This is a genomic window from Flavobacterium flavipigmentatum, assembly GCF_020911905.1.
GTDB classification, from domain to species: domain Bacteria; phylum Bacteroidota; class Bacteroidia; order Flavobacteriales; family Flavobacteriaceae; genus Flavobacterium; species Flavobacterium flavipigmentatum.
This window is the reverse complement of sequence record NZ_CP087133.1, coordinates 2,367,020-2,382,743: the sequence shown is the minus strand read 5'-3', so window position 1 is coordinate 2,382,743 and position 15,724 is coordinate 2,367,020. Positions and strand designations below refer to the sequence as shown.

Genomic DNA, 15,724 nt, shown 5'->3' with positions numbered 1-15,724 from the left:
TATCTTTTTTAAAGAAATAAAAGTTACAATTCTCTTTCTGTCAAATTATTATCAATAAATGTTATTATTTTTGATTTATTGCTAAAAAAAGCACTATAATTGTTTTAAAATCTTTTTGTTTATTGATTTTATTAAAGCGGGACCCTCATAAATAAAACCTGTATAAAGCTGCACCAAACTAGCACCTGCCTGTAGTTTTTCTAGAGCATCATCTGCAGAATGAATACCACCCACACCAATAATTGGAAATGCTTTGTTGCTTTTTTCAGAAAGGAAACGAATTACTTCTGTCGAACGCTTGGTTAATGGTTTTCCTGACAATCCACCCATTTCTGACTGATTGGCAGATTGTAAACCCTCACGGGAAATAGTAGTATTGGTCGCAATCACGCCCGCAATCTGAGTCGTTTTTACAATATCTATAATGTCTAATAATTGCTCATCTGTAAGGTCTGGAGCAATCTTCAACAATATTGGTTTTACTTTTTGAGTACTTGTTTTTTGTTTTTCAATATTTCTGTTTTGCAAAGTTTGAAGCAAAGCTGTCAAAGGTTCTTTGTCTTGCAGAGCTCTTAAATTTGGGGTATTTGGCGAACTCACATTGACTACAAAATAATCAACATGATCAAACAAAGCATCAAAGCAAATGAGGTAATCGTCAACGGCATTTTCGTTAGGAGTCACTTTGTTTTTACCAATATTTCCTCCAATTAAAACTCCTGAATTCTTTTTCAAGCGTGTTACAGCTTCCAGAACGCCACCGTTATTAAATCCCATTCTGTTAATAATTGCCTGATCTTCTTTGAGGCGAAACAATCGTTTTTTAGGATTTCCCTCCTGCCCGACAGGCGTCACTGTTCCGATTTCGATAAATCCAAAACCAAAATCTGAAAGCTCTTTATACAGCTTGGCATCTTTATCAAATCCTGCCGCAAGCCCAACAGGATTTTTAAATTTAATTCCGAAAAGTTCACGCTCTAGACGCGCATCTTTTACTTCGTAAATTGATCTGATAATTGATGAGACTCCCGGTATTTTTGAAATGAATTTTACAAAAGAAAAAGTAAAATAATGTACCTCTTCTGGGTCATATAAAAAAAGTATCGGTCGAATTATCAGTTTGTACATAGTAGTTGTTGTTTTGAGTGTGCAAATTTAATTATTATACGCTAAAATGCATCTTTTTTAGAGCAAACAAATTTTTATCTTTGTTATCCGACTCAAAAATAGAACTAACACCATTTTTAAAATCATTTACGAATTTTAGTATTTTAGTGTTAATTTATTTTTAAACAGACAATTAGAAAAAGATAAAACGCTTAATTCTAATAGTATAAAGATCATTTTTACTTTACATCTTAAACCAAATGCAATATTTTTTGTCTAATCAGTATTAAACCAAAAATAATTTAGAAATGAAAAATATATTAAATTCACTTAAAATGCCGATTCTCATTGGGATTATGGGATCATTATTTTTAATTTCCATGAGCGGATGGGCACAGCGCAACACTAGCGATCGCAGAGCTAGTAGCACTCAATCAGCAAGACCGTCAACTTCTTCTTCAAAAATTAGAGACCGAAAGATTACTAACGATAGAAGGAATTCTGACGCAAGCAACAACAAAGTGGTTCGAAGAAACACAACCGTAAGAAACACCACTGTCAATAAAAGCCGAAATAATGTGACGGTCAACGTAAACAATAATGTAAATGTACGTAACAATCGTAACACTATTGTGAGAAGAAATACTGTTGTGTATGCCCGACAACCTTATAGATATGGCGGTTATAGATATCATACTTATCACCCGTATTATTACCATCCTTACAGACCATTTTATTGGGGACCAGTATGGCATCCTTGGGGATTTTTTGTTAGAACATTGGCCGTTACAGCAGTTGTAGTTCGTATTGAAAATACTCAATATCATTACGATCAAGGTGTTTGGTATTCTCCTGCGACCGGCGGTTACGAAGCCATTCCTGGTCCCGTTGGCGGAACTGTAAATTATATACCAAGTGGCGTACAGACTGTAAATACAGGAACCGTAAACAATTACTACTACGGAGGTACTTACTATGAAAAAGAAGGAAGTTCGTATAGAGTGGTTGCACCGACAGCTGGAACTATTGTAGAAAGCTTACCTGAAGGAGGCGAAGAAGTTACCATTGGAGATCTAAAATACATCAAATTTGGAGAAACGTATTATCAGCCGATACAAGATGATGGAAAAGATAAATATGAAGTTGTTCTTGTTGAAAAAGACAATTAAAAATTTTTATTTTGAATAAAATATAGATTTTAATTAGTTGTGATTCTGCAAAAAGGATGTTTAAAAATTATATTTTTTGACCTTATTGAATAACATTTATTTAATAGGGTCATTTTTATTTATGATCCCTCAAAAAATACTGAATATGAAAAACTTAAAATAACAAATAAACCAAAACATATCAGCTAAACTTCTAATTACGAAGTATTCTTGCTGCTAAAATTTAGCTCTATTTACATTTTTACAAAAAAATCAATCGTTTTTATATTGATTAACTTGCCTCAATAATTGTTTATATTTGCTAAAAAATTAAAAAATGCAACACCTTATAGATCGTTTTATCAGTTATGTAACTATTGACACAGAATCGGATCCAAATTCTCAAACTACACCAAGCACTGAAAAACAATGGAATCTTGCTCATAAATTAGTAGAAGAGCTAAAAACAATTGGCCTAGAAGACGTTACCATAGACGACAAAGCCTATATCATGGCGACTTTGCCAAGCAATGTTGCGCATGAAGTACCTACAATTGGATTTATCTCCCACTTTGATACGTCGCCAGATTTTAGTGGGGCAAATGTAAAACCGCAAATTATTGAAAATTACGACGGAAAAGATATTGTTTTGAATGCGAAAAAAAACATCATTTTATCTCCCAATTATTTCAAAGATTTATTACAATATAAAGGTCAAACCCTTATCACCACTGATGGAACTACTTTGTTGGGTGCCGACGATAAAGCAGGAATCACAGAAATTGTTTCGGCAATGGAATATTTAGTACAGCATCCTGAAATTAAACACGGAAAAATTAGAATTGGTTTTACGCCTGATGAAGAAATTGGTCGTGGAGCGCATCATTTTGATGTAGCCAAATTTGGCGCGCAATGGGCTTATACGATGGATGGAAGCCAAATTGGGGAATTAGAATATGAAAATTTTAATGCCGCTGGCGCTAAAATTACCTTCAAAGGAAAAAGTGTTCATCCGGGTTATGCTAAGGGAAAAATGATCAACTCTATGTTGATTGCCAATGATTTTATTAATGCTCTTCCGAAAGGAGAAACTCCTCAGGAAACGAGAGGCTATGAAGGTTTTTTTCACGTTCATCACGTAACAGGAAGCATCGAAGAAACGGTTTTAGAACTTATTATTCGCGATCACAACAAGGCAAAATTTGAGAAGCGAAAAGATTTAATTGAGAAAATCGCCAAAAAAATCAATAAAAAATACGCCAAACAATTTGGAGAAGATATTGCAATTGCTGAAGTAAAAGATCAGTATTACAATATGAAAGAAAAAGTGACTCCCGTAAAATATATCGTAGATATTGCCGAAAAAGCGATGAGGGAACTCAACATCAAACCGATCATAAAACCTATTCGTGGCGGAACAGATGGTTCGCAATTATCATACATGGGATTGCCTTGCCCGAACATTTTTGCCGGTGGTCATAACTTTCATGGAAAATACGAATATGTTCCTGCAGAAAGCATTCAGAAAGCAACTGAAGTTATTGTAAAAATTGCTGAATTAACGGCTATTCCAGGTATTTTCGACTTAAAAGAAACAACTAAAAGCAGAAAATAAAAAATATACTGACGGTTCAAAGATTCTTTTTGAATAAAGAATTTTAGTCTCAATTGTAACTTCAAGACTGAGCAAAAAAAATCCTAAATCCCTGAGTATATCTACTTTGGAATTTAGGATTTTTGTATTGAAATTTTAGAAATTATGCTTTTTTAACGGCAAGAGCAGCTGTTTTCTCTACAGAAATAGCAGATCTGTCAATTTTTAATTTTCCAGACATGGTTTCGATTACCAATGTTGCCTCAGAAAGTTCAACCACTTTTCCGTGAATTCCACCAATAGTGATGATTTTATCTCCCACTTTTAGGCTTTGAGCAAATTCTTTTTCTCTTTTTGCTTTCTTCTGAGCTGGCATAATCATAAAGAAATAAAGTACAACGAACATTAGCAAATAAGGAGCAAATTTTATTAAATCTGACATAATATAGTTTTATTTTTGTTATTATTAATTTTAAAAATTTTTGGGTTTACAAATTTGAGTTTTTCTATTACATCAAACCTCTTCCCACTTTTACCATTTTTTTATTGGCTTGTAATTCTTTTACCAGATTATCTAAAATCCCATTGATAAAAATACTACTTTTTGGAGTAGAATATTCTTTGGCGATTTCTAAATATTCGTTAAGTGTTACTTTTACAGGGATAGAAGGGAATTTTAAAAATTCGCAAATCGCCATTTTCAAAATAATGGTATCAATTTCGGCAATTCTGTCGCTGTCCCAGTTTGGTGTTTTATCATCGTATTCTTTTGCCAGAATCGATTCGTTTAAAACTGTTCTTCTAAACAAATCTTTGGCAAAATCTTTATCTTCTACATCTTTGTACAATTTTGGCACTCTAAAATCATCTGAATCTTCTGTTTTTATTGCCTTCAATTGTTTGATGATATGTGTGTTTACAACAGGAATATCATCAACCCAGGTAAGTTTATCGTCTTCTAAATACTCGTATAATTTTTCGTTAGGAACAATAACCTCAGCAAATAAATCGATTACAAATTGTCTGTCTTCTTCAAAAGTATTCGTGGTGTTACTCATGTACTTAACATACAAATCACTTGCTTTTATATCATTCAAAAGCAATAAAATATAATCATCGTTTAAGGACCAATTGTTGATCTTACGATTTTCAAGAGCAATACTTAACGAGTTACTTTCGGCAAGAAGTTGAAAAATTTTGTTTTTGATAAATTTCTCATTCGGATTACGTTCTGCAGCAGTTGCCAGATGTTTTTTACTTGAAAGATGCAAAAAAACAGACTCTTTTTTACAAATTTCGATCAACGAAGAAAGCATTATAAGGTATAAATCCTGAATATTATCGATGCTGTAAAAAAGAAATTTCTCTTCTTTTTCGAGATTATCAGAACCACTTTGATGCATTGCATAAATGGATTGCATTACTTTGACGCGTATGTGTCTTCTATTTACCACCTTGTAAGAACATTTAAAAATTAGTCTGCAAAATTAAGTATTTAACAATTGATATTAAAATTAAAACCAATAAAAAAAGCATTGAAGTCAAAGAACTTTAAAAATAAAAAAAGTCTAAAAAACCTGTTTGTAAGATTTTTTAGACTTTAAATAAGCATTGCAAAAAACAGTAAACTGTTATTATTTTTTGCTATTTTCTATTTTTCTCAAATCGATTCGATTTTGAGCAATTGTCAATGCCGCTTTATGTGTAGTCATACCGTTTGCCACAGCATACTCTATAATTTCTAAAGTTGTATTGTAGATATTTTCGGTTTTACTCATGATTTCGGCTTTGCCATAATGCTCAAGCTCTGCATACACATTGATAATTCCACCAGCATTGATTAAGAAATCAGGTGCATACAAAATGCCTCTTTCCTGCAATCTTGCTCCATGAATATTCTCATCTGCCAACTGATTGTTTGCAGCACCGGCAATCACTTTAGCTTTAATTTTATTAACAGTATTATCGTTAATAGTGGCTCCCATTGCACATGGCGCATAAATATCTACATCGGCAGTGTACAAATCTTCACCTGAATAAATCGTGGCGTTGTATTTTTGAGCTACTTCGTATAATTTTTCTTCGTTGATATCCGCAATTGTAACGATTGCTCCTTCTTTAGTTAAATATTCAACCAAAGCTTCACCAACGTGGCCAATTCCTTGTACCAAAACTTTTTTACCTTCTAAAACATCCGAACCAAATTGGCTTTTAGCGGCAGCTTTCATACCCAAATAAACTCCGTAAGCTGTTACGGGAGAAGGATTTCCTGAGCCACCTCTTTCTTCAGAGATACCAGTAACATAAGGCGTTACATCTCTTACCGTATCCATGTCTTTTGTTTCCATTCCGACATCTTCGGCAGTAATATATCTTCCACCTAGAGAGTGTACAAATTCACCAAACTTACGCATCAGTTCTGGCGTTTTTTGCGTTTTAGCATCTCCAATAATGACAGCTTTACCACCACCAATATTCAATCCAGTGATAGCTGATTTATAGGTCATACCTCTAGAAAGACGCAAAACATCGTTTAAAGCATCCCATTCAGAAGTATAATTAAACATTCTAGTACCTCCTAAAGCTGGTCCCATAACTGAATTATGAATACCAATAATTGCTTTTAAACCTGTATCTTTGTCATTGCAAAATACAATTTGTTCGTGATCGTCAAAAGATAACTGACCAAAAACAGGATCCATTTTTTGAAGTTCCTTTCCAGTTGCAAAAGTTGCATCCATAGTGTTACGATTTATTTGTTAAAATTATGAATTTATCAAAAAGACTATTCAAACTTAAATAAAAAATACACATGTGCTAATTTTTTAGTTTTAAATTAGCAATACAATAAATAGTATGAGTTGCGAATATTGACGCTCCTATTATAATATTTTGAGAATAATTTACAAAATCAATCGGTTTAAACATCGAATATCTTATAAAAATGAAAGAATTACGTTATTTAGATAAATATTTTATTAAATACAAATACAGTTTTTCACTCGGTATTTTAATCACTATAATCGCACAAATATTTTCCTTATTTACACCAAAACTTATTAGTAAGTCTTTGAATGCCATCGAAAAGTTTGATAAATTACCAGCATCTCAGCAAACTTCACAGGTTGTTATTGATTCATATCGTCAGGATTTAATTCATAACGTGCTCTTAATCATCGCCACAACAATTGTTGCCGGTTTTTTAACTTTCTTGATGCGCCAGACTTTGATCGTAATGTCGCGTCACATCGAGTTTGATTTGAAAAACGAAGTATTTAAACAATACGAAAATTTATCACAGAACTTCTACAAACAAAACCGTACGGGGGATTTAATGAGCCGTATCAGCGAAGACGTTTCAAAGGTTCGTATGTACGTTGGGCCAGCCGTGATGTACACGATTAATACTTTTATTCGGTTTGCGATCGTGATCCTATATATGTATAATGTGTCGCCCAGATTAACCCTATACACTATTTTGCCATTGCCCATTCTGTCGTATTGCATCTTCAAACTAAGTTCAGAAATCAATAAACGAAGCACCATTTTTCAGCAATATTTATCTAAAGTATCCAGTTTTTCTCAAGAAATATTTTCGGGAATTCGTGTTATAAAAGCACATTCGTTAGAAAATCAGCATCAAAATAATATGATAGCACTTGCAGACGAAAGCAAAAGTAAAAGTTTGAATCTGGCAAAAGTACAATCATTATTTGGCCCCTTAATGATTGCCTTAATCGGAATAAGTAATCTTGTTGTAATTTATTTTGGAGGTGTAATGTACATCAACGGAACCATCAAAAGTCTTGGTACAATCGCCGAGTTTATTTTGTATGTAAATATGCTTACCTGGCCGGTAGCTTCTCTAGGATGGGTTTCATCGATGGTACAGGAGGCAGAAGCATCACAGAAACGTTTGAATGAGTTTTTGAAAATCGAACCCGAAATCAAAAACAACAATCCAAATACATCTGATATTGAAGGCTCTATTGCTTTTGAAAATGTGAGTTACACGTATGAAGATACAGAAATAGAGGCTTTAAAAAATATTTCTTTTACCGTAAAAAAAGGAGAGACGCTAGCCATTTTAGGAAAAACAGGTTCTGGAAAGTCTACAATATTATCTCTAATCTCACGTTTATATGATGTAACCGATGGAAAAATTACAATTGATCACAACGAAATCAGCACTTTGAATCTTAATGATTTAAGAAACAATATCGGAATTGTGCCTCAGGATGCTTTTTTGTTTTCGGATACCATTAAAAATAATATCAAATTTGGAAATCAAGATGCCACTGATGAAGAAGTAATTGAAGCAGCAAAGAATGCTGTAGTACATGATAATATTATCACATTTAACAAACAATACGACACTGTTTTAGGAGAACGAGGCATAACACTTTCGGGTGGGCAAAAACAACGTGTTTCTATCGCTAGAGCCATTATTAAAAATCCGGCTATTTTGTTGTTTGATGATTGCTTGTCTGCAGTTGATACTGAAACAGAAGAAACAATTTTGAATAATTTATTTAAAATTTGTAAAAATAAGACTACTATAATTGTAAGTCACCGCATTTCATCGGCAAAAAATGCCGATAAAATAATTATTCTCGAAGATGGACGTATATTACAACAAGGCTCTCATAATCAATTAATAAATCAAAAAGGTTATTATTCAGCGTTATATTTAAAACAACTTTCAGAAAAAGAATTACTTTAATTGTTGTGTAATCGATAATTTTTTATGATTTTTGAGTACTATTAATTCCAAAAATGATAGAACGTATTATGAGAGAAAACGACATGTTAGAAAAAGAAGAGATTTTTTCTAAAGTATTACGAGCAGGAAGAAGAACTTATTTCTTTGATGTGAGAGCTACCAAAGCTGATGACTATTACATTACAATTACAGAAAGTAAAAAGTTTACTGAAGAAGATGGTTCTTTTCATTTTAAAAAACACAAAATTTATTTATACAAAGAAGATTTTAGTGCTTTTGCCGAAATACTAGAAGAAATGACTTCGTATGTCTTGAACCACAAAGGCGAAGAAGTAATATCTGAAAGACATCAAAAAGATTTTAAGAAAGAATACGGTTCTGATAAAGCAGAAGAAACCTCCTCACAAATATCAAGTTTTACCGATATTGATTTTGACGATATTTAATTCTAAAATATTTTTAGAAAGTACGAGTCCAATATGTCCTGCATTTTGGACTTTTTTTATACATTTAAATTTCTATTTTAAAAAAATATAAAATGAAAAAACTCCTTATTTTGCTTGGTTTTTTCCTTATCGTAATTGTTTCATTTGGACAGAAATTAGCATACGAGACAAAATCAAACATTCAATATTACAACTCAGCAATCAATACATCTGACAGTTATATCAATGAACGATGCCTCTTAGACCTCTATTATCCAAAAAACTCCAAAGGTTTTGCTACTATAGTTTGGTTTCACGGAGGAGGATTAACAGGCGGAAATAAAGAAATTCCGGAAGCCCTAAAAGATCAAGGATTTGCCATTATTGGTGTTAATTACAGATTATCACCAAAAGTAAAAGCCGAAAAATGTATTGAAGATGCGGCAGCCGCAGTCGCTTGGGCATTCAACCATATTGCAGAATATGGAGGCGATACTTCACTACTATTTGTTTCGGGACATTCTGCAGGCGGATATTTGACCACAATGATTGGTTTGGATAAAAAATGGCTGCAAAAAGAAACGATCGATGCTAATAAAATTGCCGGACTCATACCCTTTAGCGGTCAATGTATCACTCATTTTGAGATTAGAAGAGAAAACGGAATTCCAGAAACACAGCCAACAATTGATACTTTTGCGCCTTTATTTTATGTTCGTGCAGATGCTCCACCACTTTTATTAATTACAGGTGATCGCGAATTGGAGATGTTAGGTCGATACGAAGAGAATGCCTATCTGGCCAGAATGATGAAAATTGCGGGACACAAAAAAACCAAACTTTTTGAATTGGACGGATACGGCCACGGAATGACCGAACCCGGCTTTCCTTTGCTTGTCAATGAAGTAAATCGAATTATTAAAGAACAACGACCACAAAAATAATTGAAGCATAAAAATCCCAGCAATGGAAACAAAATTATTAATATTACCAGGACTTGGAAATTCTGGTGAGAAACACTGGCAAACTTTTTGGCATAAAAAATTCGAAACCTCAAGCCGAATCATTCATGACAATTGGGACGAACCTATTCTGGAAGAATGGCTGTCAAGACTGAACGAAGAAATTGATAAACTGGATAGTCCAACTATTTTGGTAGCGCATAGTCTGGCCGTTTCATTAGTACTGCATTGGGCACAAAATGTTAGCAGTAAAAACGTGGTAGGCGCTTTACTTGTAGCTCCCGCCGATGTCGACTCGGCTGAACATACGCCAAAATCGGTTCGTAATTTTTCGCCAATGCCTCTTTTTCAATTACCGTTTCCTTCTATTTTGGTGGCCAGCGAAAATGATCCTTACGCCTCTTTTGAAAGAAAAGAATATTTTGCAAAAATGTGGGGAAGCGATTTTGTTAACGTAGGCCAAAAAGGTCACATTAACTCGGATTCGGATTTAAAATATTGGGAAGAAGGTCAGCTAATATTAGAACAGTTGATTGCTAAAATCGAGGGGAGCAAAAAATAAAACTCGATAAAAGTCTGTATTCTTAAATTCTAACCAAAAAAAAGCAACAATATCAAAAACAAACTAACCTATACGCAAACCGTTTTCGATCTTAAAATCGGGAGCTAACAAGATAACATCTCCTTCCTCGCCTACCGCACCTAGCACCAAACATTCGCTCATAAATTTGCCTATTTGTTTTTTAGGAAAATTAACAACTGCTACTATTTGCCTATTGACCAAATCTTCTACGGAATACCGTTTAGTGATCTGTGCCGAAGATTTTCTGATACCGATTTCAGATCCAAAATCAATGGTAAGCTGAAAAGCTGGTTTTCTCGCTTCTGGAAAATCATTTACCTCGATTATTGTACCTACACGCATGTCTGTCCTTTCAAATTCACTCCAAGTCAAATCCATTTTTTATTTCTTAAATAATTATTTTACAAACGTATTAATTTTGCAATTGACAGCCTTAATTCTGTAAGATATTTTTCTAATAAAGAATTAGTTTTACAAAAGCGATTAAGTAAAACAACTCTTTAAAAAAATAAAATGGAAAATATTCTCATTCAAAACGACACCACTTTAAGAGATTCACACTTTGATGTGCAACATCCTAATAGTGATAAATTTATAGAAACGGAACAAAATGTTAAGTTATATGTAAAGGATTATGGACAAGGAAAACCCGTAATTCTTATTCATGGCTGGCCACTTTCTAATGAAATGTGGGAATATCAAATCGACTTTCTGGTTCAGAACAATTATCGTGTAATTGCCTATGATCGAAGAGGATTTGGCAAATCATCGCAACCCTGGAACGGTTATGATTACGACACTTTAACAGATGATTTAAAACAAATTATCGATCAGCTAGAGTTAGAAAACGTAACTCTTGTAGGCTTTTCTATGGGTGGTGGCGAAGTGGTTCGTTATTTTAGCCGTCATGGCGGAAAAGGAGTTACAAAAGCGGTTTTATTATCATCTGTTATCCCCTTTTTATTACAGACAGAAGACAATCCTTACGGGCATCCAAAGGAAAAAAGTGAAGGCACTGCGGAGGCTATCAAAGATGACAGAATTGCTTTTATAGATAATTTTGGCAAAACTTTTTTTGGTGTTAACATTATCAATAAACCTTTGAGTAATCCGCTGCTTGAATATTATCGAGCGCTTTGTTCTGCCGGATCTCCAAGAGCTACCTTAAAATGTGCTGAGTCTTTTTCGAATACTGATTTTAGAGATGAATTACAGACCATTAAAGTACCAACTTTGATCATTCACGGAGATGACGATAAAATTGTTCCTATCGAACTTACCTCAGAAAAAGCTGCAAAAGCCATCACAAACAATACTTACATTGTCTATGAAGGTGCTCCACACGGTTTATTTTATACCGAAAAAGAAAAATTAAATCAGGATTTACTACACTTCCTGAATTCATAATTTTTTTACCAATACCCAAAGGATGTACTGTTTTTTTTTGAGCAAGAACTTATTCTTTGGGTATTTTTTACCTTTACTACCGCTTTATTACAAAAATTAAAAGTTAAATTTGAAGAACTAATTTTCTGTAAAAAATGGCACAGACAGCTTCAAATAGGTTTCCGCTTGGAACTATTGCTCCCAATTTCAAATTAAAAGATACCAACTCGAATGACACTTATTCATTTGAAGATTTAAAAGGATCAAAAGGAACATTGGTTCTTTTCATAGCCAACAATTGTCCTTTTGTGCTTCACGCTGTTCCCGAAATCATCATGATAGCCAATGATTATCGTGTACAAGGACTTGGTGTACTCGCTATTTCGAGTAATGACAGCATCAGTAATCCCGAAAATTCACCCGAGATGATGACCGAATTTGCCTTTCAGCATAAAATCGATTTTCCTTATTTATTTGATGAAAGTCAAGAAGTTGCAAAAGCATACTATGCTTCCTGCACGCCAGACATTTACCTGTTTGATAGTCAGGATAAATTATTTTATCATGGACAACTGGATGATTCGAGACCAGGAAATGAAATTCCGTTAAGCGGAAGTGATTTACGAAGTGCTATCGATGCCTTAATTTACAACAGAAGTTTAAAAAATCCTCAAAAGCCAAATATGGGTTGTGGCATAAAATGGAAATAAAAAAAGCATTCGCCGAAGAAAATGCTTTTTTTTAAATTTTACAATTGCGATGTAATATAATTAGATATTGAAGCCATTTGCGTATCGTCTAAATGTGCTTTTTTCTGCATTCTTACCAAAATAGGTTTCCATTGTTCCTGACTAAATTTCTTAGGTTCGTATAATTTGTGACATTTTGCACAATTATTATCATACAGGTTTTGCCCTACGACCAACTCAGGAGTTAGTTCAACTGTTTTTGCTGCAGTCGCATTTTCAGTAGTTGTAGCTGGAACTGATGGTGTTTTTGTAGCGCACGAAAATAAAACGAGTGCGATGGAAATAGATAAAATTCTTGATTTCATGTTTAGTTTATTTTGGAGTAAATATAAAAAATCCCATCTGGATTCAACCAGACGGGATTGTTATTTTAAGTAAAACTTTAATTAAAATTAAAATTTTTATAGACTATTTAACGTCCATTAATTCAACATCAAAAATTAAAGTTGCGTTTGGCGGAATTACTCCTCCTGCACCCGCAGCTCCGTAAGCCAAATCAGACGGAATTACAAAACGAGCTTTGTCTCCTACTTGTAGCAAAGCGATCCCTTCATCCCAACCTTCAATAACCTGACCCTGACCTAATCTAAATTCGATTGGTTTTTTACGTGGATAAGATGAATCAAAAACTTTTCCTGTTTCTAAAGATCCTTCGTAATGAACAGCAACTGTTTTACCTGCTTCTGCTTTTTTACCGTCTCCTTTTTGAATCATTTTGTAACGCAAACCACTTTCTGTTTTATCAAAACCAGCGGCAAGCTGCTCCATTTTAGCCTCAGATTCTGCTTTTAGAGCAGCATCACGCTTTAGACGAGCACCTTTTAAAGCGATAAAAGCTTCAATAGCATTAAATTTTTGAGCTTCTTCTCCAACTCTGATAATTTCTAAAGTTTCAAGAGCATCTCCCTGAGCTACAGCATCGACAACATCCTGACCTTCGATAACATGACCAAAAACAGTATGTTTACCATCTAACCAAGAAGTTGGAACATGCGTAATGTAAAACTGAGAACCATTGGTAGCAGGTCCTGAATTTGCCATTGCCAAAACTCCCGGACGATCGTGTTTCAAACTTGGATGAAATTCATCATCAAATTTATAACCTGGATCTCCAGTTCCAGTACCTTTTGGACAACCACCTTGGATCATAAAATCAGGAATTACTCTATGAAAAGATAATCCGTCGTAAAATTTAGTTCCCTGAGGTTTTACTTTATTCTCCATATTTCCTTCTGCAAGAGCTACAAAATTCCCTACTGTTCCTGGTGTTAAGTCATGAGTTAGTTTCACTAAAATCGAACCTTTGCTTGTGTTGAATTTAGCGTATATTCCGTTTTCCATTGTTGTTATTTTTTAATTTTGAATGCAAATTTACGAATTAATTTTATATCAATTTGCGGTTTCTATTGTTTTAGATTTTGATTTAAATGTAACGCTATAAACAATTAATGCCAAAATGGCCAAAACAGCACAACCGATCGCTACGGCATGCCATTGACCTATTTTCCATAATAATAATCCGTATGCAGAACCAGCGGCCGTTCCTAAAAAACTAAACGACATAAATACAGTATTCAATCTGTTTCTAGCTTCCGGAACTAATGAATATACTCTGGTTTGGTTCGAAATATGAACGCCTTGAATACCTATGTCTATAAAAACAATTCCGATAATCACTCCGATAACACTTTCTATCGAAAAGTAAAAAATAATAAAACTGATCAGCATCAATAAACAACCATAACCTACAGCAACACGAGGATTTCCCTTGTCACCCATTTTACCAACCAGCGGAGCTGCCAAAGCTCCGGAAGCACCTACAATCCCGAAAAGACCAATTGTAGCACTGTTGAAATTAAATGGAGCACCCGAAAGTAATAAAACCATAGTAGTCCAAAACGCACCAAATTGTGCAAAGCAAAAGACATTAATCAAGGTCGCTTCGCGCAAAACTGGTTGTGTTTTTATTAAGGTAAAAAGTGATTGTATTAATTGACCGTATGTACCCGAAAACTGTGGTTTATTGACTGGTAATTTCTTTTGGATAGCAAAAAATATCAAAAGACAAATTCCTGCAGCGATCCAAAACATGGATCTCCAGCCTAAAACCTGACCTATAAACCCGCTTAGAGTTCGCGACAACAAAATACCAACCAGCAGACCGCTCATGATCGTTCCGATGACTTTGCCTCTTTGTTCCTGACTCGTTAATGACGCTGCCAAAGGCAAAATAAGCTGCGGAACAATTGAGGTGATTCCTATAAGTAAAGATGCTATTTGCAAAATAAAGAAACTTTTGGCCGTAGCCGCAATAATTAGAGCGATTACGGATGCTAAGGTGGTCATTAGAATTTGCTTTTTTCTTTCGATTTTATCGCCCAATGGCACCATAAAAAACAATCCGATTGCGTAACCCGCCTGAGTCAGGTAGGTTATCGTTCCCGCATTGGCTTCAGGAATTTTAAATTCGTTGGCAATTAAAACAATTAAAGGCTGGCAGTAATAGAGATTTGCAACTATAAGTCCAGTGCAAGCTGCCATAAATAATACACTCGTTTTGGATAAATTCATTAGGCAAAAATACTATTCTAATTTAGAACTAAAGTTTAAAAAAATATAAAATTTCAAACTAAAAACCGCACCTGTTTTGAATTTAATATGTTCTTCCCTGCATGAAATCCTCCCGAATAGGACTAAAAACATCCGTTAGAATTCCATTTTCTAAACAAACAACGCCATGAATTGCGTGAGGCGGAATATAAAAACTGTCTCCTTCTTCTAAAGTCTGAGTAACACCATTAATGGTTACATCAAATTTTCCGCTGGAAATATACGTTACCTGAGTATGATAATGATCGTGCAAAGCTCCAATAGCACCTTTTTCAAAATGTACGCTAACCAGCATTACGCGATCATCAAAAGCCATAATTTTGCGTTTAACGCCTTCTCCAACCACTTCCCACTCTATTTCTGCTCCTTTTATAAATTCTTTGCTGGTACCGAAACTTTGCATATTACCTATTTTATTGATATTACTACAAAAATAC

The 15,724-nt window shown here is 34.1% G+C and carries 17 protein-coding genes; 8 read left to right on the top strand and 9 right to left on the bottom strand.

Features of this window, described 5'->3' with window-relative positions; translation table 11 throughout:
• Positions 1–93 precede the first annotated feature (93 nt).
• The gene (locus tag LNP22_RS10360) at positions 94–1,128 is read right to left on the bottom strand and encodes a quinone-dependent dihydroorotate dehydrogenase (protein WP_229973388.1); all 1,035 of its coding nucleotides are present in this window, start codon (positions 1,126–1,128) and stop codon (positions 94–96) included.
• A 287-nt stretch (positions 1,129–1,415) separates the two neighbouring features.
• On the opposite strand from LNP22_RS10360, the gene LNP22_RS10355 reads away from it, so the two are divergent.
• Entirely contained in the window at positions 1,416–2,276 is an 861-nt protein-coding gene (locus tag LNP22_RS10355; RefSeq protein ID WP_229973387.1) for a DUF6515 family protein, read from the top strand.
• Positions 2,277–2,592: 316 nt separating this feature from the next.
• On the top strand, positions 2,593–3,870 hold the full coding sequence (gene pepT, locus LNP22_RS10350; RefSeq protein WP_229973386.1) for a peptidase T: 1,278 nt from the start codon (positions 2,593–2,595) through the stop codon (positions 3,868–3,870).
• 142 nt (positions 3,871–4,012) lie between these two features.
• Here the strand turns inward: pepT and yajC are convergent, their stop codons facing one another.
• The 3 genes from yajC to LNP22_RS10335 form a co-directional block, all read right to left on the bottom strand.
• Positions 4,013–4,291, bottom strand: a complete 279-nt coding sequence (yajC, locus tag LNP22_RS10345) for a preprotein translocase subunit YajC (RefSeq protein WP_229973385.1) — start codon at positions 4,289–4,291, stop codon at positions 4,013–4,015.
• Between the two features lie 67 nt (positions 4,292–4,358).
• A complete protein-coding gene (gene nusB / locus LNP22_RS10340; RefSeq protein ID WP_210665571.1) occupies positions 4,359–5,270 on the bottom strand; it encodes a transcription antitermination factor NusB in 912 nt (303 codons plus the stop codon).
• A 213-nt stretch (positions 5,271–5,483) separates the two neighbouring features.
• Positions 5,484–6,590, bottom strand: a complete 1,107-nt coding sequence (locus LNP22_RS10335; RefSeq protein ID WP_305070144.1) for a Glu/Leu/Phe/Val family dehydrogenase — start codon at positions 6,588–6,590, stop codon at positions 5,484–5,486.
• A gap of 203 nt (positions 6,591–6,793) precedes the next feature.
• Here LNP22_RS10335 and LNP22_RS10330 point away from each other — a divergent pair, with 203 nt between their 5' ends.
• From LNP22_RS10330 to LNP22_RS10315, 4 genes are all read left to right on the top strand, one after another.
• Positions 6,794–8,572, top strand: a complete 1,779-nt coding sequence (locus tag LNP22_RS10330; protein ID WP_229973384.1) for an ABC transporter ATP-binding protein — start codon at positions 6,794–6,796, stop codon at positions 8,570–8,572.
• A gap of 68 nt (positions 8,573–8,640) precedes the next feature.
• The gene (locus LNP22_RS10325) at positions 8,641–9,018 is read left to right on the top strand and encodes a PUR family DNA/RNA-binding protein (protein ID WP_210665614.1); all 378 of its coding nucleotides are present in this window, start codon (positions 8,641–8,643) and stop codon (positions 9,016–9,018) included.
• Positions 9,019–9,110: 92 nt separating this feature from the next.
• Positions 9,111–9,941, top strand: a complete 831-nt coding sequence (locus LNP22_RS10320) for an alpha/beta hydrolase (protein ID WP_229973383.1) — start codon at positions 9,111–9,113, stop codon at positions 9,939–9,941.
• 22 nt (positions 9,942–9,963) lie between these two features.
• Positions 9,964–10,521 (top strand): RBBP9/YdeN family alpha/beta hydrolase, encoded by a 558-nt coding sequence (locus tag LNP22_RS10315; protein WP_229973382.1) that lies wholly within the window; start codon positions 9,964–9,966, stop codon positions 10,519–10,521.
• Between the two features lie 63 nt (positions 10,522–10,584).
• Here the strand turns inward: LNP22_RS10315 and LNP22_RS10310 are convergent, their stop codons facing one another.
• The gene (locus LNP22_RS10310; RefSeq protein ID WP_229973381.1) at positions 10,585–10,920 is read right to left on the bottom strand and encodes a tRNA-binding protein; all 336 of its coding nucleotides are present in this window, start codon (positions 10,918–10,920) and stop codon (positions 10,585–10,587) included.
• Positions 10,921–11,055: 135 nt separating this feature from the next.
• Here LNP22_RS10310 and LNP22_RS10305 point away from each other — a divergent pair, with 135 nt between their 5' ends.
• The gene (locus tag LNP22_RS10305) at positions 11,056–11,949 is read left to right on the top strand and encodes an alpha/beta fold hydrolase (RefSeq protein ID WP_210665566.1); all 894 of its coding nucleotides are present in this window, start codon (positions 11,056–11,058) and stop codon (positions 11,947–11,949) included.
• Positions 11,950–12,083: 134 nt separating this feature from the next.
• Positions 12,084–12,638: a thioredoxin family protein gene (locus tag LNP22_RS10300; RefSeq protein ID WP_229973380.1), complete on the top strand. Its 555-nt coding sequence runs from the start codon at positions 12,084–12,086 to the stop codon at positions 12,636–12,638.
• A 38-nt stretch (positions 12,639–12,676) separates the two neighbouring features.
• Here LNP22_RS10300 and LNP22_RS10295 read toward each other — a convergent pair whose 3' ends face one another.
• From LNP22_RS10295 to LNP22_RS10280, 4 genes are all read right to left on the bottom strand, one after another.
• Complete coding sequence (locus LNP22_RS10295) at positions 12,677–12,982, bottom strand: cytochrome c (RefSeq protein WP_229973379.1); 306 nt, start codon at positions 12,980–12,982, stop codon at positions 12,677–12,679.
• A 103-nt stretch (positions 12,983–13,085) separates the two neighbouring features.
• Complete coding sequence (locus LNP22_RS10290) at positions 13,086–14,018, bottom strand: peptidylprolyl isomerase (RefSeq protein WP_210665563.1); 933 nt, start codon at positions 14,016–14,018, stop codon at positions 13,086–13,088.
• Positions 14,019–14,066: 48 nt separating this feature from the next.
• Complete coding sequence (locus LNP22_RS10285; RefSeq protein ID WP_229973378.1) at positions 14,067–15,218, bottom strand: MFS transporter; 1,152 nt, start codon at positions 15,216–15,218, stop codon at positions 14,067–14,069.
• Positions 15,219–15,330: 112 nt separating this feature from the next.
• Positions 15,331–15,690, bottom strand: coding sequence for a cupin domain-containing protein (locus LNP22_RS10280; protein WP_229973377.1), 360 nt, complete (start codon positions 15,688–15,690; stop codon positions 15,331–15,333).
• Positions 15,691–15,724: the final 34 nt, after the last annotated feature.

Excerpts from the sequence above, each read along its gene's own strand:
- nusB (WP_210665571.1), bottom strand. The coding sequence starts at position 5,270 with ATGCAATCCATTTATGCAATGCATCAAAGTGGTTCTGATAATCTCGAA.
- LNP22_RS10335 (WP_305070144.1), bottom strand. The coding sequence starts at position 6,590 with ATGGATGCAACTTTTGCAACTGGAAAGGAACTTCAAAAAATGGATCCT.
- LNP22_RS10315 (WP_229973382.1), top strand. The coding sequence starts at position 9,964 with ATGGAAACAAAATTATTAATATTACCAGGACTTGGAAATTCTGGTGAG.
- LNP22_RS10360 (WP_229973388.1), bottom strand. The coding sequence starts at position 1,128 with ATGTACAAACTGATAATTCGACCGATACTTTTTTTATATGACCCAGAA.
- LNP22_RS10305 (WP_210665566.1), top strand. The coding sequence starts at position 11,056 with ATGGAAAATATTCTCATTCAAAACGACACCACTTTAAGAGATTCACAC.
- LNP22_RS10290 (WP_210665563.1), bottom strand. The coding sequence starts at position 14,018 with ATGGAAAACGGAATATACGCTAAATTCAACACAAGCAAAGGTTCGATT.
- LNP22_RS10300 (WP_229973380.1), top strand. The coding sequence starts at position 12,084 with ATGGCACAGACAGCTTCAAATAGGTTTCCGCTTGGAACTATTGCTCCC.
- LNP22_RS10280 (WP_229973377.1), bottom strand. The coding sequence starts at position 15,690 with ATGCAAAGTTTCGGTACCAGCAAAGAATTTATAAAAGGAGCAGAAATA.
- LNP22_RS10310 (WP_229973381.1), bottom strand. The coding sequence starts at position 10,920 with ATGGATTTGACTTGGAGTGAATTTGAAAGGACAGACATGCGTGTAGGT.
- yajC (WP_229973385.1), bottom strand. The coding sequence starts at position 4,291 with ATGTCAGATTTAATAAAATTTGCTCCTTATTTGCTAATGTTCGTTGTA.
- pepT (WP_229973386.1), top strand. The coding sequence starts at position 2,593 with ATGCAACACCTTATAGATCGTTTTATCAGTTATGTAACTATTGACACA.
- LNP22_RS10355 (WP_229973387.1), top strand. The coding sequence starts at position 1,416 with ATGAAAAATATATTAAATTCACTTAAAATGCCGATTCTCATTGGGATT.
- LNP22_RS10330 (WP_229973384.1), top strand. The coding sequence starts at position 6,794 with ATGAAAGAATTACGTTATTTAGATAAATATTTTATTAAATACAAATAC.
- LNP22_RS10325 (WP_210665614.1), top strand. The coding sequence starts at position 8,641 with ATGAGAGAAAACGACATGTTAGAAAAAGAAGAGATTTTTTCTAAAGTA.
- LNP22_RS10320 (WP_229973383.1), top strand. The coding sequence starts at position 9,111 with ATGAAAAAACTCCTTATTTTGCTTGGTTTTTTCCTTATCGTAATTGTT.
- LNP22_RS10285 (WP_229973378.1), bottom strand. The coding sequence starts at position 15,218 with ATGGCAGCTTGCACTGGACTTATAGTTGCAAATCTCTATTACTGCCAG.
- LNP22_RS10295 (WP_229973379.1), bottom strand. The coding sequence starts at position 12,982 with ATGAAATCAAGAATTTTATCTATTTCCATCGCACTCGTTTTATTTTCG.